This is a genomic window from Hydrogenimonas cancrithermarum, assembly GCF_030296055.1.
In the GTDB taxonomy this organism is placed as follows: Bacteria; Campylobacterota; Campylobacteria; order Campylobacterales; family Hydrogenimonadaceae; genus Hydrogenimonas; species Hydrogenimonas cancrithermarum.
The window spans coordinates 451,225-472,865 of record NZ_AP027370.1; the positions used below are offsets into that span (position 1 = coordinate 451,225).

General features: G+C 50.0%; 26 protein-coding genes, 1 other RNA gene and 1 pseudogene. 7 read left to right on the forward strand and 21 right to left on the reverse strand.

All coding sequences use genetic code 11. From position 1 onward, the window contains the following. Positions 1–2: 2 nt before the first annotated feature. From QUD54_RS02280 to QUD54_RS02290, 3 genes are read right to left on the reverse strand one after another with little or no spacing between them, the layout of a single operon-like run. Positions 3–305, reverse strand: coding sequence for a hypothetical protein (locus QUD54_RS02280; protein WP_286337344.1), 303 nt, complete (start codon positions 303–305; stop codon positions 3–5). Positions 306–318: 13 nt separating this feature from the next. Further along, the gene (gene rny / locus QUD54_RS02285) at positions 319–1,887 is read right to left on the reverse strand and encodes a ribonuclease Y (RefSeq protein ID WP_286337345.1); all 1,569 of its coding nucleotides are present in this window, start codon (positions 1,885–1,887) and stop codon (positions 319–321) included. Beyond that, positions 1,844–2,479, reverse strand: a complete 636-nt coding sequence (locus QUD54_RS02290) for a 5-formyltetrahydrofolate cyclo-ligase (protein WP_286337346.1) — start codon at positions 2,477–2,479, stop codon at positions 1,844–1,846. Before QUD54_RS02290 ends, rny begins: the two co-directional genes overlap by 44 nt. Before the next feature lie 10 nt (positions 2,480–2,489). Here QUD54_RS02290 and QUD54_RS02295 point away from each other — a divergent pair, with 10 nt between their 5' ends. The 3 genes and pseudogenes from QUD54_RS02295 (at position 2,490) to radA (ending at position 5,536) form a co-directional block, all read left to right on the forward strand. Further along, positions 2,490–3,059 (forward strand): TlpA family protein disulfide reductase, encoded by a 570-nt coding sequence (locus tag QUD54_RS02295; RefSeq protein ID WP_286337347.1) that lies wholly within the window; start codon positions 2,490–2,492, stop codon positions 3,057–3,059. Position 3,060: 1 nt separating this feature from the next. Then, a pseudogene (ftsY, locus tag QUD54_RS02300) lies at positions 3,061–3,927 on the forward strand (signal recognition particle-docking protein FtsY); the annotation flags it as partial. 259 nt (positions 3,928–4,186) lie between these two features. After that, positions 4,187–5,536, forward strand: a complete 1,350-nt coding sequence (radA, locus tag QUD54_RS02305; RefSeq protein ID WP_286337348.1) for a DNA repair protein RadA — start codon at positions 4,187–4,189, stop codon at positions 5,534–5,536. Positions 5,537–5,552: 16 nt separating this feature from the next. Here radA and QUD54_RS02310 read toward each other — a convergent pair whose 3' ends face one another. Continuing rightward, positions 5,553–6,107: a CDP-alcohol phosphatidyltransferase family protein gene (locus tag QUD54_RS02310; RefSeq protein ID WP_286337349.1), complete on the reverse strand. Its 555-nt coding sequence runs from the start codon at positions 6,105–6,107 to the stop codon at positions 5,553–5,555. A 72-nt stretch (positions 6,108–6,179) separates the two neighbouring features. Here QUD54_RS02310 and QUD54_RS02315 point away from each other — a divergent pair, with 72 nt between their 5' ends. Continuing rightward, complete coding sequence (locus QUD54_RS02315) at positions 6,180–6,458, forward strand: hypothetical protein (RefSeq protein ID WP_286337350.1); 279 nt, start codon at positions 6,180–6,182, stop codon at positions 6,456–6,458. Between the two features lie 7 nt (positions 6,459–6,465). Here the strand turns inward: QUD54_RS02315 and QUD54_RS02320 are convergent, their stop codons facing one another. Beyond that, positions 6,466–7,272, reverse strand: a complete 807-nt coding sequence (locus QUD54_RS02320; RefSeq protein ID WP_286337351.1) for an MlaE family ABC transporter permease — start codon at positions 7,270–7,272, stop codon at positions 6,466–6,468. 146 nt (positions 7,273–7,418) lie between these two features. Here QUD54_RS02320 and fliL point away from each other — a divergent pair, with 146 nt between their 5' ends. Both fliL and acpS read left to right on the forward strand, forming a co-directional pair. Further along, positions 7,419–7,958: a flagellar basal body-associated protein FliL gene (gene fliL / locus QUD54_RS02325; protein WP_286337352.1), complete on the forward strand. Its 540-nt coding sequence runs from the start codon at positions 7,419–7,421 to the stop codon at positions 7,956–7,958. After that, positions 7,955–8,323 (forward strand): holo-ACP synthase, encoded by a 369-nt coding sequence (acpS, locus tag QUD54_RS02330; protein ID WP_286337353.1) that lies wholly within the window; start codon positions 7,955–7,957, stop codon positions 8,321–8,323. Before fliL ends, acpS begins: the two co-directional genes overlap by 4 nt. On the opposite strand, the gene thiS is transcribed toward acpS, so the two are convergent. From thiS to QUD54_RS02365, 7 genes are read right to left on the reverse strand one after another with little or no spacing between them, the layout of a single operon-like run. After that, positions 8,300–8,500: a sulfur carrier protein ThiS gene (gene thiS / locus QUD54_RS02335; RefSeq protein WP_286337354.1), complete on the reverse strand. Its 201-nt coding sequence runs from the start codon at positions 8,498–8,500 to the stop codon at positions 8,300–8,302. The genes acpS and thiS overlap by 24 nt on opposite strands. After that, on the reverse strand, positions 8,497–9,096 hold the full coding sequence (locus tag QUD54_RS02340; protein WP_286337355.1) for an ankyrin repeat domain-containing protein: 600 nt from the start codon (positions 9,094–9,096) through the stop codon (positions 8,497–8,499). The genes thiS and QUD54_RS02340 overlap by 4 nt, the downstream gene beginning before the upstream one ends. Positions 9,097–9,105: 9 nt before the next feature. Beyond that, a complete protein-coding gene (locus tag QUD54_RS02345) occupies positions 9,106–10,107 on the reverse strand; it encodes an SAM-dependent methyltransferase (protein ID WP_286337356.1) in 1,002 nt (333 codons plus the stop codon). Beyond that, positions 10,091–11,452, reverse strand: coding sequence for a TolC family protein (locus QUD54_RS02350; protein ID WP_286337357.1), 1,362 nt, complete (start codon positions 11,450–11,452; stop codon positions 10,091–10,093). Before QUD54_RS02350 ends, QUD54_RS02345 begins: the two co-directional genes overlap by 17 nt. Further along, complete coding sequence (locus QUD54_RS02355) at positions 11,412–12,596, reverse strand: aspartate aminotransferase family protein (protein ID WP_286337358.1); 1,185 nt, start codon at positions 12,594–12,596, stop codon at positions 11,412–11,414. Before QUD54_RS02355 ends, QUD54_RS02350 begins: the two co-directional genes overlap by 41 nt. Beyond that, complete coding sequence (locus QUD54_RS02360) at positions 12,593–14,338, reverse strand: molybdopterin-dependent oxidoreductase (protein ID WP_286337359.1); 1,746 nt, start codon at positions 14,336–14,338, stop codon at positions 12,593–12,595. Before QUD54_RS02360 ends, QUD54_RS02355 begins: the two co-directional genes overlap by 4 nt. Beyond that, complete coding sequence (locus QUD54_RS02365) at positions 14,335–15,102, reverse strand: efflux RND transporter periplasmic adaptor subunit (protein WP_286337360.1); 768 nt, start codon at positions 15,100–15,102, stop codon at positions 14,335–14,337. The genes QUD54_RS02360 and QUD54_RS02365 overlap by 4 nt, the downstream gene beginning before the upstream one ends. A gap of 181 nt (positions 15,103–15,283) precedes the next feature. Here QUD54_RS02365 and QUD54_RS02370 point away from each other — a divergent pair, with 181 nt between their 5' ends. Next, a complete protein-coding gene (locus tag QUD54_RS02370) occupies positions 15,284–15,820 on the forward strand; it encodes a lipid-binding SYLF domain-containing protein (protein ID WP_286337361.1) in 537 nt (178 codons plus the stop codon). Positions 15,821–15,833: 13 nt separating this feature from the next. Here QUD54_RS02370 and QUD54_RS02375 read toward each other — a convergent pair whose 3' ends face one another. The 9 genes from QUD54_RS02375 to sucD form a co-directional block, all read right to left on the reverse strand. Then, positions 15,834–16,070 (reverse strand): hypothetical protein, encoded by a 237-nt coding sequence (locus QUD54_RS02375; protein WP_286337362.1) that lies wholly within the window; start codon positions 16,068–16,070, stop codon positions 15,834–15,836. A 3-nt stretch (positions 16,071–16,073) separates the two neighbouring features. After that, the gene (locus tag QUD54_RS02380; RefSeq protein ID WP_286337363.1) at positions 16,074–16,823 is read right to left on the reverse strand and encodes a carbonic anhydrase; all 750 of its coding nucleotides are present in this window, start codon (positions 16,821–16,823) and stop codon (positions 16,074–16,076) included. 96 nt (positions 16,824–16,919) lie between these two features. Continuing rightward, positions 16,920–17,377, reverse strand: an RNA gene (gene rnpB / locus QUD54_RS02385) — RNase P RNA component class A. An 84-nt stretch (positions 17,378–17,461) separates the two neighbouring features. Beyond that, positions 17,462–18,022 (reverse strand): 2-oxoacid:acceptor oxidoreductase family protein, encoded by a 561-nt coding sequence (locus QUD54_RS02390; RefSeq protein WP_286337364.1) that lies wholly within the window; start codon positions 18,020–18,022, stop codon positions 17,462–17,464. An 88-nt stretch (positions 18,023–18,110) separates the two neighbouring features. After that, positions 18,111–18,989: a 2-oxoglutarate ferredoxin oxidoreductase subunit beta gene (locus QUD54_RS02395; RefSeq protein ID WP_286337365.1), complete on the reverse strand. Its 879-nt coding sequence runs from the start codon at positions 18,987–18,989 to the stop codon at positions 18,111–18,113. 13 nt (positions 18,990–19,002) lie between these two features. Beyond that, the gene (locus tag QUD54_RS02400) at positions 19,003–20,133 is read right to left on the reverse strand and encodes a 2-oxoglutarate synthase subunit alpha (RefSeq protein ID WP_286337366.1); all 1,131 of its coding nucleotides are present in this window, start codon (positions 20,131–20,133) and stop codon (positions 19,003–19,005) included. Positions 20,134–20,142: 9 nt separating this feature from the next. Then, the gene (locus QUD54_RS02405; protein WP_286337367.1) at positions 20,143–20,460 is read right to left on the reverse strand and encodes a 4Fe-4S binding protein; all 318 of its coding nucleotides are present in this window, start codon (positions 20,458–20,460) and stop codon (positions 20,143–20,145) included. Beyond that, complete coding sequence (locus QUD54_RS02410; RefSeq protein ID WP_286337368.1) at positions 20,457–20,756, reverse strand: heavy-metal-associated domain-containing protein; 300 nt, start codon at positions 20,754–20,756, stop codon at positions 20,457–20,459. Before QUD54_RS02410 ends, QUD54_RS02405 begins: the two co-directional genes overlap by 4 nt. 3 nt (positions 20,757–20,759) lie before the next feature. Then, positions 20,760–21,632, reverse strand: a complete 873-nt coding sequence (sucD, locus tag QUD54_RS02415; protein ID WP_286337369.1) for a succinate--CoA ligase subunit alpha — start codon at positions 21,630–21,632, stop codon at positions 20,760–20,762. Positions 21,633–21,641 lie beyond the last annotated feature (9 nt).

Consider the following 21,641-nt stretch of genomic DNA (forward strand, 5'->3'; position numbering starts at 1 on the left):
GGCTACTGCTCACACTTATCGATGCCGAGCTTTTTGAGTACAATCTCAAAAAAGTCACCGCCGTCTTTGTCGTAATCGTCGTTGAACTCGATATAGAAAGCATCGGGACAGCTATCTTTCGTACAGCGGTTTTCAAAGACGACCGGATCGGCACCCGTCTCTCTTTTCGCCTCTTCGATCGCTTCGAGAATTTCATCTTTCAATTCCGGATGCTCTTTGAATACAAGCTGAAGCCCTTCATACCGCTCTTCACGTCTGAAGTAGGCTTTGATCTGGCCGCAACGATTTTCACTTTTTTTAGACATGTTAAAACAACTCCTATCTGGCGTAATTTATTGCACGGGTTTCACGGATAACGTTGACTTTGATCTCTCCCGGGTATTGTACACTCTTTTCGATCTCTTCGGAAATCTCTTTGCTCAGAAGTATCGCTTCGTCGTCGTTGATCAAAGTGGCGTTGACGATGACTCGCACCTCCCGTCCAGCGTTGATCGCATAGGCGTGGTGAACACCCGGTTTGGATGTGGCGATCTCCTCGATCGCTTTGACCCGTTTCAGGAAGCTCTCGAGAACTTCGCGCCGTGCACCCGGCCGAGCCGCAGAGAGCGTATCCGCGGCACAGACGGCGGCACACTCGATGGTCTCGGGTTCTTCATGGCCATGGTGGGCATAGATCGCATTGATGACGACTGGATGCTCTTTGTAACGGCGACACACCTCGGCTCCCAAATCGACATGGCTGCCCGCATACTCATGCGTCAACGCTTTGCCGATATCGTGCAGAATGCCGGCACGCTTGGCAAGGACCTCGTCACCGCCCATCTCGGCAGTCATAATACCTGCGAGATGCGCCACTTCGAGTGAATGGCCAAGTGCATTCTGCCCATAGCTTGCACGATAGCGCAGGCGTCCGATGAGTTTCATCAGCTCCGGATGCATTGGTGAAAGTCCGAGGTCTATCACGATTTGCTCACCCTCTTCCAGCACCTTTTGTTCGAACTCTTCGGTCACCTTCTCGTAGATCTCTTCGATGCGTGCCGGCTGAATACGGCCATCTTCGATAAGAAGTTCGATCGTACGCGTCGCGATGGCACGCCGGTAGAGGTTGAAACTGCTGAGAATGATCGCACCCGGTGTATCATCGATAATGATATCGACACCAAGCAGCATCTCGAGCGTTTTGATGTTTCGCCCCTCTTTCCCGATGATGCGCCCTTTGAGTTCGTCATCCGGAAGATGGACAACGTTGATGAGGCGCTCCGCGGCGAACTCACCCGCATAGCGTGTCGTCGCCTGTGCCAGAATATAGTTGGCCTTACGTTTCGCTTCGGTTTTCGCCTCCGTCTCGTATCTGCGGACAATATGGGCGATCTCGCCACGCGCATCCTCCTCCGCATGTTTGAGCACAAGCTCTCTCGCTTCCGCCTCCGTCAAACCCGAAGCACGCTCCAGGACCTTTACAGCCTCCCTGCGTTTGGCCTCATACTCATCTTTAAGCATCTCCAGCTGCTGCTGTGCCATTTTGATCGCAGCTTTTTCCGCCCTGACCGCTTCCCGCTCTTCAGCGACCTGTTCAAGCTCCTCTTCAAGCTTTTTCGCCAGTTGTTCTTCACGTTTTTCGAGCTGTGAAAGCCGATTGTTGAACTCGCTGTTGAGGCGCGCAAGTTCCTCTTCGTATTTCTGTTTCGCCGCGAGTTCCGCTTCCGTAACCCGCAGTTTCGCATTCTGCAGAACGACTTCCGCTTCATGCTCGATCGCTTTGGCCTTCGCTTTGGCCTGTTCGACATAGATATCGTATTTCGAAGCGTCGATTTTTTTGGTAATAAAAAATGCTGCAACACCGCTAACCGTGGCTGCCGCACCTCCTATGATAAGCTCTGTTAACATACTGTTTCCCTCGGACAATAATATCTTCGGGGGTTACATAGATATCGGCTTCGATATCGTAATCATCGGTGATGTGTCGTTTCGTATAACATTTCGCAAGCTGAACGAAAACCGTCAAAGGTTTCGTTTTCAGTGATGCAAAAAATCTGTCGTACATACCTTTTCCAAATCCTATGCGGCGGAGTCTTCCGTCAACCCCCACAACCGGAACGACCGCCATATCTATTTTTGACAGATGAAAGTGTGAATTCATTGGTTCATGGATACCGAAACGCTTTTTACGCAGCGGTAATCTATATTGTACCAATTTAAAACTTTTTCCTTCCATAAACGGCACATAAATTTTCATGCCCTTTCGAAAACGCCTGAAAAACGGTCTTACGTCAACTTCATGCCCCATCGGAAGATAGAGAAGAACCGACTTTGGATTATTCTTTTTAATAATATTTTCAAGACGTTTCAAAACGATCCTGTTCCGATACAGCCTACCACTTTTCTCTATCTTTTTCAAACGTTCGATACAGATTTCCCGAAAAATTTTCTTGTCCATTTTTAAGCCCCAATATCCTATAATAACCGCTATTTTAACCAAAAGGTATTTTATGAACTTGAAACATCTGACTTCGATCACTTTGATATTTATCGCCCTGTTTATGGCCGGCTGCGGGGAAAAAGAGAAAAAGGAGCAAACCGGTACACAGATAGAGGCTAAAGAGTCTCCGGTCTCTTTCACCCTGAAAGAGGATAATCGGACGATAAGCGCGAAGCTGGAGGATGGGGGATTCCTCTTCAGCGTCGAAGAACCTGTCGTCATGCTCGATTTTTTCGCCACTTGGTGCCCGCCATGCCGTGCCGAAATCCCACATCTGGCGAATCTGCAGAAAAAATATGCCGGTAAACTGAAAATTATCGGTGTTCTCGTCGAGAGCAAACACCCGGCTGAGCTGAAGCGGTTTGTCGAAGGACATGGTATCAACTACTTCGTCTCCAATGCCCCCGACAACATGTTGATCGCCGCCACCACCGCGGACATGCTCCACCAGCCCAAAAATTTCTCCATTCCCATGATGGTACTGTTCGTCAACGGCAAATATTTCCGCCACTACATCGGAATGGTCCCCGAAGAGATGCTTGAAAGCGACATCAAAGAGGCGCTCAAGGAGGTGAAATAGGATGTTCGGTTTTTTAAAAAAGGGGCTGAAAAAGACGGTTGAGGCGATTCAGTCCACGACCCCCGTCAAGCGCGAAAAAATCGGCCGCGACGAGCTCGAAGACCTGCTGCTCGAGGCCGATGTCAGCTACGATCTCGTCGAGAAGATCGTCGAATCGCTTCCCGAAACGGTCAAACGCATTCAGCTCTATAACACGCTCATCTCTCTTTTCATGTACAGTGCCGAAAAGATCGAACCGCACGGGGAAAAACCCTTCGTCGAACTGATCGTCGGTGTCAACGGTGCCGGAAAAACCACCACGATCGCCAAACTCGCCCAGCGATATAAAAGCGAAGGAAAAACCGTACTTCTCGGAGCCGCGGACACGTTCAGGGCCGCAGCGATCGAACAGCTCAAAACCTGGGCCGAAAAGATCGACGTTCCCATCGTCTACACCAAACAGGGGCACGACCCCTCCGCCGTCGCATACGATGCCATCAACTCCGCCAAAGCGAAACAGATCGACCATGTCATCATAGACACGGCAGGACGCCTGCATACCCAGACCAATCTGGCCGAAGAGCTCAAAAAGATCGTCCGCGTCTGTGGCAAGGCGATGGAGGGGGCTCCGCACCGAAAAATCCTGATCCTCGACGGTACGCAGGGCAACAGTGCCATCAACCAGGCCAAGGCGTTCAAGGAGATGATCGACATCGACGGTATCATCATCACCAAGCTCGACGGCACAGCCAAAGGAGGGGCACTCTTCAGTATCGCCGAAGAGCTGAAACTGCCCATCTATTATGTCGGTGTGGGCGAAAAAGCCGAAGACCTGATCCCTTTCGATCCCAAAGAGTTCGTCAACACGATTCTTGATGCCATCTTCATCGAAGAGGAGGAGAATGCCGTCCCATCCTCAGGAAAAACGCACCATGTCGATCTTCACAGCCTCACCGAAGCGCAGCGCGCCAGGCTCGAAGCGCTGCTCGACAAAGACGGGTACAACCTGCTCTCCAAACACTTCGTCAGCGAGCGAAGCAGTGGCGAAACCTACCGGCTCGGTATCAACGAAAATAGCGACCGCATCGAAGTGCTGAGGCCCGACGGTACTGTTCTGAAAGCCTACAAAGCGGAAGATCTCGAATCGAATGGCTAAAAAGAAACAGTCGATCTACGAGTGCCAGGCGTGCGGTATGCAGAGTGCCAGGTGGATGGGCAAATGTCCCAGCTGCGGCGCATGGGAGAGCTTCATCGAACTCTCCGCCGAACAGCAGAAGGTACTGAACGAAATCTCCAAAACGACGGCCGCACCCTCCAAAGCGCATCCGATTACCCAGATTCAGGAGGAGGAGGTTTCACGCTTCACGAGCGGTGACAGCGAACTCGACCTGGTACTCGGCGGCGGTATCGTCCCGGGATCGCTGGTGCTCATCGGCGGAAGCCCCGGGATCGGAAAGTCTACGTTGCTGCTCAAAATCGGCGGCAACCTTGCCCAACAGAGAAAAAAAGTGCTCTATGTCAGCGGCGAGGAATCGGGCGGGCAAATCAAGATGCGGGCCAACCGACTCGGCGCCAACCATGACGACCTCTATCTTCTGAGTGAAATCCGTCTCGAAGCGGTGATGGCCGAAGTCGCCGCAGCCGGCTACGACCTCATCATCATCGACTCCATCCAGACCCTCTACTCCGAAGCGGTCCCATCCGCACCCGGAAGCGTCACCCAGGTGCGCACCATCACTTTCGACCTGATGCGCCTGGCCAAAGAGAAGCAGATACCGATCTTCATCATCGGCCACATCACCAAAGAGGGGTCCATCGCCGGACCTCGCGTACTGGAACATATGGTCGATACAGTGCTCTATTTCGAAGGAGATTCCAGCAAAGAGATACGAATGCTGCGCGCGTTCAAAAACCGTTTCGGAAGCACCAGTGAAGTGGGAATCTTCGAAATGACACAAGAGGGGCTGGTGAGTGCCAAGAACATCGCCTCCAAATTCTTCAGCCGCGGCAAACCGCAGGCCGGGAGTGCCGTCACCGTCATCATGGAAGGAACCCGGCCGCTCGTCATCGAGGTACAGGCGCTCGTCGCCGACAGCGGCTACGGCAACCCCAAACGCTCCACGACCGGTTATGACGCCAGCCGCCTGACGATGCTTCTGGCACTGCTCGAGAAGAAACTCGAACTCCCTTTCAACCAGTACGACGTCTTCGTCAATATCGCCGGCGGTATCAAGATCAACGAACCCGCTGCCGACCTGGCTATCATCGCCGCCATCATCAGCAGCTTCAGAAACCGTCCATTGAGCGACGAGAGCGTTTTTATCGGCGAAGTGAGCCTCATCGGCGACATCCGCGAGGTCTTCCACCTCGAACAACGCCTCAGGGAAGCCAACACCCTCGGCTTCACCAAAGCCATCGTACCCAACAAACCGGCGTTCGAAACACCGATAAAATGCTACATCGCAGAAGAGGTCGCCAAAGTCGTAGAGTGGATGTAAGAGTCTCTACTTCAAATCAGGGATGCGGTACTCTCAACGTCGAGTTGAGAAGCCAACCGATGACGACCATGAACAATATAACCATTTGGCCGGGTAGAACGCCATAGGTGTAGCCGAGGTAGACGAGCCAGAGCAAGATGGCGCCCAGCGGTGTGGGTACGCCGACAAAAAACTTTCCGACTTCACCCGCTTCGGCATCGATATTGAACTGGATGAGACGCCTCAATCCGCTGATGACATAGTAAACGGTTGCAACCACGCCGATATTGAACCAAAATCCATCCAAATGCGTATATACGGCCTGAAAAATCAAAAAAACCGGAACCAATACAAAGGAGAGAAAATCGGCGAACGAATCGAGCTGTATGCCGAATTCGTTGGAAAGGTTGAATTTTCGTGCAATCTTACCGTCGAAAATGTCGAAAGCGCCACCGATCCAAGCAAAGACGATGGCATAGAAAAAGTTGTTCTGAGTGATGAAATAGGTCGCGACAAGACCGCATGTGATGTTGACCATTGTAAAGAGGTTGGCGAGATTGAAATGTGATTTTGGATTGAGAAGCGGATTCATCAGATTCCTTTTGATATAATCGGTCCCATATTTTACAAACATACAACTTTAAATTACGAAAGAAAGCTTCAAATGTCCGATATTCTTGACTCCATCACCGCCATCCACTCTCATGAAGAGCGGTATGAAAAACTCGAACTGTTCTACAAAGACGAGAATGAAAAACAGAAAATTTTGGACACCGTCGATCAGCTCTCATGGCGCCCCGAGTGCCAGATAGAGATATGCAGCGTCGAAGAGGGCGACGGCCGGGGGTTTGTCTCGATCGAGTTTCACGACGACTACGACAAAGAGGCGGGAGCCTTTTTCGATACACTTATACACAGGCTCGGCATCGACCGCTGTGAGTAAGATGCCTTTACCAGTCCAGCAGCAAAAAGAGCGACGATAGAAAATAGTTGGCGGCGAAGATCGTCACCGCCGAATAGACGACGGCGGACGTCGTCGCCTGCCCCACACCCCGTGCCCCACCTCTTGCGATATAACCCAGATAAGTTCCGATAGAGCTGATCAAAAATCCGAAAACGAACGCTTTCAACACACCCGTACCGATATCTGCGAAGACGAGATACTGCTGAATAGTGTTCTGATATGCCACCGGATTGACCCCCAGCGCCTCGGTGGAGATTAGATAGGCGCTGATATTTCCTACGAAATCGAATGTAATGACCAGTAAAGGCAGCGAGAGCGTCGTCGCGAGAATTCTGGGAATGATCAGGTACTTTTTCGAATCGACCGCAAGCGTTTCGATCGCGTCGATCTGTTCGGTCACCCGCATGGTGCCGAGTTCCGCAGCCATCGCACTGATCGCGCGCGAAATGAGCATCAGCGCGGCGAAGACCGGACCCAGCTCTCTTGAAATCGAGACGAAAATCGTGTAGCCCATGAAGTTCTCGGCACTGAAGCGGTGAAAACCGTGGTAGAGCTGGATCGCTTCTACCATTCCGGTAAAGAGCGCCGTCAGCAAAATGACACCCAGCGTCCCGATTCCTATACTCTCCATCTGCTGGAAAAACTCCCGTAGACGATAGGGCCGCTTGAAATAGAGAGGGATCAACCCAACCTGAAACTCGATAAAACGTCCGAAGTCGGCCATTCTGTTATAAAGATGAAGGACAGGCCTGCCGACCCATGCAAAAAAAATCTCTATCCAACTTATCGCCATTTAAAAATCTTTCGTTTTTTACCGCTATTTTATCCAAAAGGGAACCAATGGACGCTGAATCACGCATTTGCCGGGTATAATACTTAACTTCGATATCAAAAAGACGATACTACTTCAAGAAATGCGTAGAAAAAAAGGAGAACAATATGGCCGAAGAAGAGAAAGAAGAGTCCCAGGAGAGCGAAGGCTCGGAAACGCAGAAAAAAGGCGGCAGCAACATCGTCTTGATTCTTATCGTCGTTCTTCTGGTACTGGTTCTTGCCATAGGCGGTGTCGTGGCCTATCTGATGCTGTCGGGAGACGATGAAACCATCGACGATACGACCATCAAGCAGGAGAAGATCGAGAAGAAACGATCCAGACGAAACAATGAGGAGATGGGAGTCGGCCCGATGTATCCTCTCGACAAATTCACCGTCAACCTCATGAGCGAAAACGGCCGAAGGTATCTGGTGGTCAAAATGAATATGGAAGAGGACAGCGAAGAGTTGACACCGGAGCTCGATAAAAAGACACCCCTCATTCGCGATATCGTCATCTCCATACTTTCATCCAAAACGGTCGAGGAGATCACAACGGCAAAGGGAAAAGAGAAGCTGAAAGAGGAGATCCTCAATCAGATCAACAAGCATCTCGAGGATGGTGAAATACGCCACGTCTATTTCACGGAGTTCGTCATTCAATGATCGGTGTCGACATCGTAGTCATCGATCGCATCGAATCGTCATTGCAAAAGCACGGTGAGAAGTTTTTACGGCGCTATCTGCTCGAAGAGGAGATCTCACTCGTGAAGAGAGCCGAGACTGCTGCGGGATTCTGGGCGGCCAAAGAGGCGATCGCCAAAGCGCTTGGTACGGGTATCGGTTCGGAACTCGGCTTTCATGACATCAAAATAGAAAAAGATGAAAAAGGTGCACCCTTTTTCAGACTCCCTTCCGATCTCGTAAAACGTTACAAGATCGTTTCGACATCACTCTCCATCGCCCACGATGGCGGTTTTGCGATCGCGGTCGCGGCGATCGAGTCGTCACCCACCGCCGACAAAATGTAACAGTTCGATTTTATCCCCCTCCTTCGGGGCGAACGAAGGCCAATTATCTTTTTTGACGACCTCCATATTGACGGCGGCAGCCATCACTTTATCGGCGATGCCGAGTTTTTCGATAATTTCGGCAAGTGTCGTGCCCTCTTCGAACTGTTTCTCTTCTCCGTTGACTATGATTTTCATTTCATCTCCCCCTCTTTTGTCGTGTTCAACTCATCCGCATACTTCCCACACTCCCCATGCGTATAGGAGAGCAGATGATGGGCCATGGAAAAATTCCCCTTGACATAGGCCAGTTCACAGGCATTGATCCCGTTGGCATTTAAAAGATCCGGATCCGCACCGTGGTCGAGCAGAAAATCTACGATAGAAAAATCGTTGGTGTATGCCGCCTGCTGGAGCGGTGTGATGCCGGCATTGTTGGGAAGGTTGACATCGGCATCGTGCATGACGAGTGCCCTGACGATCTTCAACCGCCGCTGGCTTATCGCATACAGCAGCGGGGTGTATCCGTTGTTGTCCTGAATATCCACATCGGCACCGTTCTCGAGCAGATAGTCGACCATTTTCAGGTTCCGCGTTTTCACTGCGATGTGAAGCGGCGAAATTCCCGCTTTCGACTGGCAGTCGATGTCACAATCCTCTTTTGCCACAAGCCGTTCCGTGGAACCCATATCACTCTTGAAAACGGCTTCGTGCAGCGGCTTCCATCCGTTCGATTCATCGGCGACGAGCAAAGACGACAAAATTAATGTGGCGATAATTATTATTCTTTTCATGGCTCTATTTTAGCCGATATTCTTGTGAAATTCAACCAGTTTGAACCGCTCTCCCATCATCGCAGGATCGATTAAGGTTTTTATCTTGTTCAATTCACGAAGGTAGAGGGTCTGGCTGCCAAGCTTGGCGAGCTGTTCAAGCAAATCGGGAAGGCCATACTCCGTCAGCGCTCTAAGCTGGGTTTTGTAGGCATGGGTCATGAAACCGGCCGCTTCGAAAGCGTCTATGACATGTGCGAAGTTGACGTCGTAGGTTATATCGCTCTTCCCGAACAGCGCTTTGAGATCGAGCCCCTCTTCGAAAAGCGGGAAGACCTCATGCCCTTTGTAGATACGAATCGAAAAGTCGTTACGCACCTCTTTTTCACCATAATCGAAAGAGACGAAAACGATCTTTTCGGCCCCCCCGAAAAGTGAAGCCGCAAACGATTCATAGCCGCGGGCCACCTCCCCTTTCGTCTGGCCGTATCGTTCGGCAAGTGCGATGACCTGGCCATCATCCCCTTCGAAATGGATCGTATGTGTATCGTCTACCAGCGCTGTTTTCCCTTTATAAACGAGGTCACAGGGGAATGCGTCGAAAATCTCGTTGGCCACGACGAATGCCTCTTTGGCTCCAATGATGCTTGCATCGCAATAGTGCAAAAGCTCGACAGCATCGCCGAAACGGGTTTCAAAGTAGTCCAGCTGAACCTTTCGAAGGGAAAGGAATCGCTCGACAATGCCGAATTTCATCGTCTCGAGTAGTTCAGGTGCCTCCTGCGCGATCCACTCGATCATGTCGCCCAAAAGATAGCCCTGATGCGCACCGATCTCGACCAGATGAAGGTCTGGAGCAAGTTTGCCTGCCTTGACGAGCGAAATCATATAGTGGGCGATCGTCGCACCGAAAAATCGGCTTGTACTGACGGCCGTGTAGAAGTCCCCCTCTTTCCCGATCGCTTTGAAGGTGGCATAGTACCCTTCGGGCCCGTAAAGCCACTCGTTCATATACTCACTGAACGGCTTCATAGCTCTTCTCGTAAAGGTCAAGCAAGACCAGTTGTTTGTCGAGATCGAAAATTTTCTGATCGAGTTGGCGGATCATCCTGGAGTTTTCCATCGTCTGAAGGTCATACACCGTCATCTCCCCCGCATCGACCTGCTCTTTTGTACTCTCGACGAGTGAGGCATAGAGTTTTTCATCATCTTTTGCAAGGCCGATCATACGATCGATCACATCGAGACGTTTGAGTGCCGCGACATAGCTGTTGTCGGCTTCACGTCTCTTGTCCGAAAAACTGATCTTCGCGCGCAGATAATCGGCACGGGTGGACTGGATGGTATGGTAGGAAGTGACATCCAGCGGAATCGAGATTCTGAATCCATAGGAGTAGTATGGATCGAGGGCGTTGGGAAGCGAACCTCCGAATACCGACGTGTTTTCATAGGGTTTGACATAGTTTCCCTGCACGGATAGGGTCAGCATATATCGTGTCCATGTCATCGTATTGAAGTAATCTTTCTGGACAATCTCCTCTCTCACGCGTGCCAGATCGATATTGTTTTTCAGAAATGTCTCTTTATCCATCAGGCTGAAACGGGGAAGTTTGACTCTCTCGGGATCGAGATCGCTCAGGTTCTTGAACGTCATCTGCAGCTGTGCTCTACTATCTTGCAGCGTATAGAGCGTCATCGTATCCTGATTCTTTTTCAAAATCGCCTGATCCAGAAAACCGCTGTCGAGATCGCCGCTCAGAAACCGCTCTTTTTTCCGCTCGATATCGATACGGTCATTCTCGATCAGAAGTTTCTGCTTTTCGATCTGATAAGCGTTTTTTTTGAAATTGAACAGCGTCGCCACGACCTGCTTGATCAGTGTGCGTCTCTCCGCTTCGATGCTCAGGTCACCCACTTTTCGCGTCGCTCTTGCATACTTTACGGCATACCATATGCCTCCGCTTTTAAAAATGGGCTGGTCGACGCCGACCGAGAGTGACCGGTTGGTCTGAATACGATCGAACTGATCGGAGCGGCTATAGCCGTAGCTGACAGTGATCGGATTGATCCAGCTGTATTCGAGCTGTCCGCTGTCCGCACTGTTTTTTTCACGCTTCAGCTGAAGTGTCTTCTGCTTCAGGGTTGAAAGAAGCGCATCTGCCTCACCTGCATAAAGGAGTGAAGCAGTGAAGAGCGCTACAACCACTTTCGATGGTTTGAGAATCACTTCAAACAAGCGCGTCTCCACCCCATGTGCGCCTGCCGGTGAGGAGAATGGCGCATTGGTGCCATCCAAGTGGCTTCTTCGCTGGTTCAACATATATTTGGCCAGTAGGCTACAGCTTTGCCAGCGCAGATTCGAACCGTTCAAAGCCAAGTTCCATCTCCTCTTTTGTAATTGTCAGAACGGGCAGGAAGCGGACGGTATTTTTTCCGGCTTTCAGTACGACGACACGTGCATCGAATGCCGCCTTGATAATATCGCCGGCATCTTTGCCCTCTTTGACACGCAAACCGCGCATAAAACCGACCCCCACCTCTTTGTCGAAAAGCTCCGGATGTTTCGCCGCGACCCTTTTGAGCCTCTCTTCGAACAGTATCAGCATATGGTCGAGTTCACCGCTGTTTTTGTGCCCTTCCAGAATCTCGAGCACCTCGAGCGCTGCGCGGGTCGAGAGAAAGTTGCCGCCGAATGTACTGCCGTGGTCGCCCGCTTTGAGAATGCCTTTGTGTGTCGTCATGATCGCACCGATCGGTACGCCACCGCCAAGCCCTTTTGCCAGCGTAACGATATCGGGAGTTATTCCGTAGAGGTTGGAAGCCAGCACCTCGCCGGTACGGTAGATACCCGTCTGGACTTCATCGACGACGAGCAGGATATCGCGCTTTTTCAGTGTTTCAGCCAGTTTCTGCACCTCCGCTTTCTCCATTGGCTGAACACCACCTTCCCCCTGAACGAGTTCAATCATCACCGCGACGGTGTGATCGTCGATCAGATCGTAAATATGTTCGATATTTCGGGCATAGACGAATCCATCCGGAAAAGGGCCGAAGTAGGTATGCATCGCCTCCTGTCCCGTCGCCTTGAGTGCAGTGATGGTACGGCCGTGGAAAGAGTGCTCGAGCGTGATGATCTTGTAGCGCTTGACCTCCCCTTCCACTTCGCCGTAGCGCCGTGCGATTTTGATGGCCCCTTCGTTCGCTTCGGCCCCACTGTTGGCGAAAAATGTCTGCACATCGTAGCCGCTCAGTTCCGCGAGACGTTTCGCCAGCCTCGCCTGCGGCTCTATAAGGTAAAGGTTCGAGGTATGGATGAGTTTTTGTGCCTGATCGCAGATCGCCTTTGCCAAACGAGGATTGCCGTGTCCGACGCTGCAGACGGCGATACCGCTGCCAAAATCGACATAGTCTTTCCCCTCGGCATCGTAGAGCATCGAGTTTTCGCCCCTTACGAAGTGTACGTAATTTCTCGCATAGGTCGGCAGAACGTAGGTTTGATCCATCTCTTTCAAATTCATCATACTCTCTCCAATGTTATTTTCACTTCCTGATAGCAGGCGCTTTTGCCCATCAGACTCTTTGTCGGCGGGGTCAAGTAGTTGACGCCGGGAGTCCCGGCATAGATCAGCACCGAATCGCTTCGAATATCTTCGCTCACCCTGACAGGCAGCTCCACTTCTCCATGTTCCGAGAGAATGCGTACTTTTTCATCCTCTTTGAATCCATGCGAAGGGTGGAGCCATACATGGCTTTCGCGTCTGAATTGACTGTTCAGAGAATGGGGACTTTTTGGCGTCAGCAGCCAAAGGCCATCCTCTTCGTCGTCGAAATCGTCCTCGAACTCTTCGAGAAACTCGAAGTTGCCGCTGTCGGTGTCAAATTCCTCTTCATAAGGATGCTTATCGTACGCAGGCGACTTGAGCAGATCACCCTCTTCGATACACTGATCGAGCATCGATCGAATGTAAAAGCGCTCCTCTTTCAATCCCTCGAAGCCGAAACTCTCAAACAGAAATTTCGTCAGCTCGTATTCGCTGATGCCGTACTCCGCCGCTTTGATCTTCGGCATCGGCTGAACGTAGGGATGCGCATAACTGAGACGAAGATCCTCTTTCTCCAAAAAATCTTTTGCAGGCAGGACAATACGAGCCCGGGAACTCGTCTCGTTTTCATACAATCCGAAATAGATCAGATTTTCGACCCGTGCCATCTCCTCCTCGACCTTTTTCAGCCCCGGCATCTGCGCCATCGGATTGGCACCCTGCACCAATACCGTCTTGAACCGTCCGAAAGGGACGATGGGTTTTGCAACTTTCTTGGGCGAAACGTCAAAAGGTGATTCGAAACCGGCCATCGAATCGGAAAGAAAACTCACGCCGCATCCCGGTTTTCCGAAAAATCCAAGAACCGCAGCCAAACCGTCGATCGCATGCAGTACCTGATCGCCGATCGAGTATTTCTGCACACCGGTTCCGACAAGGAAAACGCACTTTTTGTTCTGCATCTGATAGAGCAAATCACCCAAATCGTCAAGGGCGATGTCGCACTTTTCCAAAGAGACACGGACCCGGAAGGTACGTAGGAAATCGTAATACCACTCCGCATCCTCGCATCGCTCTTCCATAAAGCGCTTGTCTTCCATATCCTCCATAAACATGAAACGCGAAAGCAGCACGGCGAGATAGAAATCGCTTCGTGGCCGGATCTGAAGATAGAGATCCGCCATTTTGGCTACCTTTGTCTTAACCGGATCGATGACGATCAGTGTTTTGTTTTTCAGAAGTTCCATCATATGCGGATCGGTTACCGAGACATTGCGTCCCCATACGATAATCGCATCGGCCTGCTCGATCGATTCGGGGGGCAATGCCAGTGAAACACCGCGCCCCGCTTCGATACCGGCCTGTCCCGCACCGTCACAGAGCGACCCTTCGGTCGTCCATCCACCGTAGGCCGCCGTGAAGTGTTCGGTAACAGACTGCATAAAACCGACATTGCCGCTACCGCGGTAGAGCAGAAAATCCTCTCCCGCCTCTCTGATCGCCTCGGCAACGGCTTCAAGCGCCTCTTCCATCGAAACCTCTTTACCGTCGATCCTTGGTGCAGTGATACGCCGAGCTTCTTTGATATGGCGATTCAGATGAGGACAGAGTGCACCACGTGTGAAAGGGTGTTGTGGCAATCCTGTCATTTTCAGACTTTCCGGATCCACCACCACCGCACAGGCATCGTAACAGTCGAGCGGACAGGCTGTGATTTTCATTTGATCTCCACTTTGATGAGTTTCGAAAAGAGTTTGCCGGGATGATCGAGGACAATCTCGGCACGATAGGCGGAGATATGCACATCGTCGGCCACCCGGATTATTTTGTCGAATGTAAGTTTTGTCGGTTTTCCATCCAGATAGATCCTCTTTTTTTGTACATCGGCAGCTTCGTCGGCATCGAGATAGAGTACGAGGCGCCCCTTGGAAAGATCCATCGCTTTGAGAAGAAGCGCACCGGGATTGACGAAATCGCCTTCTCGGACCGCCACTTTATAGATGTAAAGCCCCTTGGCCCGGACCGCTTTTTTTTCGATTCTGTCATCGAGCATCACCAGTTGATACTCGGTGTCGGCTATCTGTTTCTTCAGGGTTGCCATCTTCTCCTTCAGTGTCAGTATCTGATTTTTCGATGCCATCATCGTACTATAGATGCGGTCTTTTTCCGTTTTGGACTTGGTTTTGAGATCTTTGGTACGCAGATAGTAGTCGTAGTCTTTCTGATAGACCGCTTTTTGGTTCTCGAGCATCTCTTCGGTCAGCAGAAGGGTTTCTTTGAAAACATTCAGCGAAAGCGTCAGCGCTTTCCTTTGTGCTCTGTCAACACGGTCGTCGATTTGCACAATCACGTCGCCGCGGCCGTATGTCCCCTCGCTCGACTCGAGCGCTTTCAATATCTGTCCCGATGCCGCCGCTTTAATGACATATGTCTCAACCGGTTCGAGTTTGGCATAGTGAATCTGTGCCGCCAACAGTAAAGGCAAAAAAAGTAGGAAAAAGTTTCGCATCGTCACCCGTTTTTTGGTTTGATTTTACAACGAATCACTTAAGAACGTGCTTTCAATCGTAAAGAGATCTCTGATTAAAAGTCGTTTAAGTTGTGCAAAGAGAGTTTATACCCTTCTGTGATATAATTTTTCAAAATTTTAGAGGGAGACTTTCCATATGAAAAAACTACTATTTTGGCTCATATTACTGCTTGCTTTCAATGGTGAAACAGCATTTGCCGAATCGAAAGAGGTACTTGACGTCCAGATAAAAGAGACGATAAAAACTTTCGATAAAGAGGTGAACGGAGGGAGCGAATTTTTGAAAAAAGCCAAAGGCTACCTGGTTTTTCCGAATGTCTACAAGGCAGGTTTTGGTATCGGTGGCGAATATGGAGAAGGTGGACTTGTCATCGATGGCGAAATCGTCGGCTATTACAGTACCGCCGCGGCATCGCTCGGCTTCCAGCTCGGTGCACAGAAAAAATCGATCATTATCGTATTTTTGACACAAAAAGCACTGGATGATTTCAGAAAGAGCGAAGGATGGAAAATCGGTGTAGACGGATCGGTCGCCATTGCGAAATGGGGTGTCGGTGAGGATATCAACAGTATCGAATTCAATGAACCGGTGGTAGGCTTCGTTTTCGGGAACAAAGGTTTGATGTACAACCTGACGCTCGAAGGCTCGAAAATAACAAAAATCAAAAAATAGTTTCACCTTTCGATCAGCGCTGAAAACCTGTTTCACACCGAGTGCAGAACCAGTTCGGTGCATCGACACTTCTGCTGCTACCGCCTATTTTCAATTCACCGTTTCTCTCTTTTTCAAGAAGCGATTCCGTAATCTCGTGACTGTAACGGATAGGAATGACACGTTTATTGGTTCGGCAGTTTTTGCAGCGCGGACGAAAGGGAGTCCGCCGCATCTGCTTTCTGGAAGGAATAGCGAAAGGGTCGCCCATCGGTTATTTCAAAATGACACGTGCATTGATCGGTTGAACCGGACGGTTGTTCGCGTGATGCATGATTTTCGCAAACTTCTGCACTTGTGCTTTCGAAATCGTGACAGGTTGTTTGATGACGAGCCATCGTACACCTTCCGAGCAAGGAGGCGTCGTCAACGAACCGTTGAACCGATAATAGGCTTTGTCTTTTGGCAAGAGCTGCATGATTTCATCAGCACTCAAAGAGCAGTGTTTCTTTTCTCCCACTCTTTCTGGCAGCTTCGACCAAATCCTTTTCAAAACGGGATTTTCGGCCCCATAACTGAACATCAATGCGACAACTGCAAGATTGCCATGCTCGTCGGCATGGACGAAATGTGCTTCGAGAGGAAACGATTTCCCATCGATGCGGTTTTCACTGGGCGTGTGAAAGTGAAACTGTTTCAATTCAAATTTTATACCATCGAGCAAAATATAACTTCCATGGTTGATATCGACTTGCTCGGTATGGCCATTGTCGACAACATCGAGTGCAGCTGATCTATAATTGAATACAATATCCGGTAAATCTGTTTCAAAAGATTTCTCGACTACGATATCGATTGGAGACTGGTTCCTGCCTATCATACATATTTTGAAATCGTCAGATAGTTCACCCCAATATTCTGGACCACCATGGCCACTGTATCCCCAATGGATGGTATGCGATTCGGACATTGCGAATGTCGTGACAATAATACTTCCCAATAGAAGTGACATCATCTTTTTCATTTGAATCCTTTAAAATGATATAATAGAATATTGTAAAGCAATTATTATTAAACAAGCATTATTTATTCAATTTTACAGATGATAGAGATTAACGGAGAGAAAGGCACGGCGTAAGCCGGGTTATGTCAAGGATGCTTATTTATCTACGCTTCATGTTACCATGAAGCTCGAGCGAAGAGCGAAGATTGTGAAGCTTGTACCATGCTCTTCTTGCTGCGGGTTGGGTTTACATAGCCGCCAGGATTGCTCAAGGCGCTGGTGGGCTCTTACCCCACCGTTTCACCCTTACCATCCGAATAATACACCAAAGGAGCGAAGTCCCTTCGGCTGCGTTGACACCGTGTCCGCTTCGGCAGCGGGCCCGTGGCGCTGGCGCCACTTCGCCGAATGAATCCGGCGGGAGAAAAAAACTCCGTGTCAAACTCTCGAATGGCGGTTTACTTTCTGTTGCACTGTCCCTCACCTTACGGTGGCCGTCCGTTAGACGGAACCCTGCTTCACTGCAGCCCGGACTTTCCTCTTGGCAAAAGCCAAGCAAGCATCTGCCGTACCTTGATCGTATTATAACATATTTTTAAAATTTTCTTATGGGAAAGAAGAGAAGCCGGCCAAAAGCCGGCGAAGTGTATAAACCTGTATTATTTTGTGTGGTTAGCCATCGCTTCGAGTGCGTATTTCTCACCAAGCTCGAATGCTTTGCGGTTGAGCTCGACAAAACGCGGCGGTACCTTGCTGATCATCGTTTCATAAACGAGATCGCGGTCGACACATTTTGTGATCGTCACAGTGATCGCAAGTGCGACGACAGATTGTGTAACGACGTTTCCTACCTCTTCTTTCGCAATCGTGATGAGCGGAATCTCATAGATATCCCACTTTTTACGATCTTCATCCGTCGGAGTTACAAGATTGGGTTCGATGACGACCGGAGCGCCCGGGCGTACGCCGTCTTTGAACTGATTGTAACTAACTTGTGCGGTTGAAAGCATATAATCGATCTCTCCCTCGTTTGCATAGGGATAGAGAATCGGTTCATCCGAAAGAAGAATGTCGACTTTCGTCGGGCCGCCACGGACCTGGGATGTGTAAGTCGCTGCTTTGACACCGTAACCGCCATCTTTAATTTTAGCGGCTGCAAGAATTTCTCCGGCAAGCAGAACACCCTGCCCGCCGACACCTGTAAAACGTAACTGAATCATTGACATAGTTTAGTCCTTTGCCTAATTGATACCGGCTCTTTGTCCGGCCACTATGTATTTGAAGCCGGGGTGATCCCGGCGACTAAGGTTATTTACCGACTTTTCCAACTGTAGCATCTGCTATTTCGGGATGCAGTTTGGTAACGGTCGTCTTGTTTTGAGCCGCTTCGATAATCATGTCGTAAGCATCGCAATATTCAATCTGCGAATCGTCATGATGAAGAATACCTGTCGGGAACAATCCTTCACGTTCCTCTTCGCTCATCGCATCATACTTCTTTTTGCCGACCGTGATGCTATCGATCCAGTCGAGGTTGGCAAGGGCAGATTGCATCTTGTTTTTACGGCCCAGGTTGATATGACAGTTGCTGAAAACATCGAAGAAACTGAAACCTCTGTGTTGGAACCCTTTGACAAACATCTTCTCGAGTTTTTTCGGATCATTGACGGACTCTCTTGCGATAAACGTTGCGCCGGCCCCCTCGGCCAATCGGCATGCATCGAACGTCGGGTCGATATTGTCATACTGCATCGTTACCGCCCACATACCTTTCGGAGTTGTCGGAGAGACCTGAGAGTTGGTCAGGCCGTAGATGAAGTTGTTGATGAGAATGAAGTTCAGATCGATGTTACGTCGGCAACCATGGATCGTGTGGTTACCACCGATCGCCAGGCCATCGCCGTCTCCGGCAACAACGATGACGTGTTTGTCCGGATTTGCCAGCTTGATTCCCGTAGCATACGCGATGGTACGTCCGTGGGTCGTATGGACGGTATTACAGTCGATGTACGAGCTGAAACGTCCTGAACATCCGATTCCCGATACGACACAGACATCGTCCATGTCCCATCCACACTTTTCGATGGCACGGATAACCGCTTTGAGGATTACACCGTCACCGCATCCCCAACACCAGAGTGTCGGCATCTTGTCGGTTCGTAGATACTGATCGTAATTAAATGCCATATTGTCCCCCTACTTAAAAGCTTTCTTTGATTTTTTCGATGATCTCAGCCGGTGAAATCGGGCGTCCATTCGCTTTGTTGAGTTTGACGAATGGTTTCTTCATAACACGCTCGACTTCTGTTGCATATTGACCCATGTTGAGTTCCGGAACAAGAATCTTGTCGAATTTTTCGGCAAGCTCTTTCATTCTTTTTTCCGGGCTCGGCCAGATAGTGATCGGTCGGAACATACCGACTTTGATTCCTTCTGAACGCATACGTTTGATAGCTTCCTCGGCAGCCAGAGCGACTGAACCATAGCAAAAAATCATAATCTCCGCATCGTCGAGCATGTACTCTTCGTAGCTTTCGATCTCATCTTCGTGCGCTTCGATTTTTCTAAATAGACGCTCGATCAGATCCTGGCACATTTTGGCATCTTCCGTCGGGAAGCCTGTCGGTCCGTGGTGAAGACCGGTGATGTGGTAATGGTACCCTTTAAAGAACGGGTTGAGTACCGCAGGTTCGTCCGGTCCGACACCGTATGGTTTGTAATCTTTCGGATCGCCGGTAAACTCTTTACGTTTGACAATGCCCGCCTTGACCTCTTCTACATCCGGAAGAACCGCTTTACCGTGCATATGGCCGATCGTTTCGTCAAGAAGCACCATAACGGTCGTCATAAAACGCTCCGCCGTGTTGAAGGCTCGGACCGTTTCGGTGTAGCATTCATCGAGATTTTTCGGTGCAAATGCGATCATTTTCACGTCACCATGAGTCGGATTCCGCGCTTGGAGAACATCGCCCTGTTGAACACGAGTAGGAAGACCTGTGGAAGGACCGCCTCGCATAACGTTGGTAATTACCATCGGCGTTTCGGTAATAAACGCAAGCCCGATCTGCTCCGCTTTGAGACTGATACCAGGCCCCGATGTATTGGTCATCGCTTTTTTACCGCTCATCGAAGCACCAAGTGCAACGCAGATACCGGCAATTTCATCTTCCATCTGGATGAATTTGCCGCCATTTCGGGGAAGAAGAACACTCAATTCGTGTGCGACTTCACTTGAAGGGGTAATCGGATAGCCACCGAAAAATTCACATCCTGCATCGATCGCTGCCAGTGCAGCCAATTGGTTTCCGCTTGAAATTACTTCTCTTGCCATTCTCTCTCCTTATGCGCTCAGCGTCATATAGTTGTTTTTCTTGATCGCTTCCGCTCTCTCTTTTGCCGCATCTGTCAGTTTGGCGAACTTGTACTCGCTTCTGTCTGCCACATAAATCGCAAAATCGGGACAATCAAGTTCACAGTCGTTGCATCCGATGCAAAGTTCCGGTGCTTCGACGCTGATCATCGCGCCCAAAATGGAATGTGGGTCCGGTCTCATCGCGAGTACTCCTGCAGGGCATCGTGCCACACAGATATCACATGCTTTACAGCGGCTTGTATCGACCCATACCGGAGTGTTTTCCGGTGCTTTCATCAGACTCATCTCTTCTCCTTCGTTGGATTGAATTTTCCTATGGCGCACGAGACAAAACTTTTACCCTTCATCACGGCACCTTCAATGCTCGATATTTCATCGTCGATTAGAGGATAACCCAGCTTTCTTAAGGTCGAAATAAAAAACTCCTCATCCGACTCGCCCTTTATCTCGACTGTTACCTTTCGTGGCACTACACTGAGATCAACCTCGACGCTGTTACCAAAATGCTCAAAAAGTGCCTTTACGATCGTATTCACGCACCCTTCACAGCGGATATTGGCAACATCATAAGTTTTTTTCATAATTTATTTGCCCATGACCTCTTTGACCGCTTTACCTATATCTGCCGGAGATACGACGACTTTGACACCGGCTGCTTCGAGAGCCGCCATCTTTTCGGCCGCTGTGCCGCTTCCACCGGAGATAATCGCACCAGCATGCCCCATACGTTTACCCTTGGGTGCCGTTTGCCCAGCGATAAACGCGACAACCGGTTTGCTGATGTGTTCTTTGATAAACTCGGCCGCCTGAATCTCGAGATCTCCTCCGATCTCTCCAATCATAACGATCGCTTCGGTTTCCGGATCGGCTTCGAACATCGGAAGCAGCTGCTTGTAGCTCAGCCCGATGATCGGGTCGCCGCCGATACCCACGGCCGTTGTAATACCGAGACCCTCTTTGACGACTTGGTTGGACGCTTCGTAAGTCAAAGTCCCTGATTTGGAAATAAGACCGACAGGGCCTTTTTTGAAAATGAATCCCGGCATGATACCGATTTTGCACTCTTCCGCGGTGATGATACCCGGACAGTTCGGCCCGATTGTACTCATACCCTTCTTGGTCGCATACGCTTTGGCGAACATCATATCTTTGACCGGTGCGCCTTCCGTGATAATGACGGCGAGTTCAATGCCGGCATCGGCTGCTTCCATGACCGCATCGGCGACGAAAGCCGGCGGAACGAAGATCATGGAAACGGTTGCACCTGTCGTTTCGACAGCCTCTTTGACCGTATTGAAGACAGGCTGACCTAGATGCTCCTGACCTCCCTTGCCCGGCGTCACGCCGCCGACGATTTTCGTACCGTAATCGATGCACTGGGAAGCGTGGAAGGTACCCTCTTTACCGGTAAATCCCTGGACGATGACTTTTGTATCTTTGTTGACCAGAATACTCATAAATAAAAT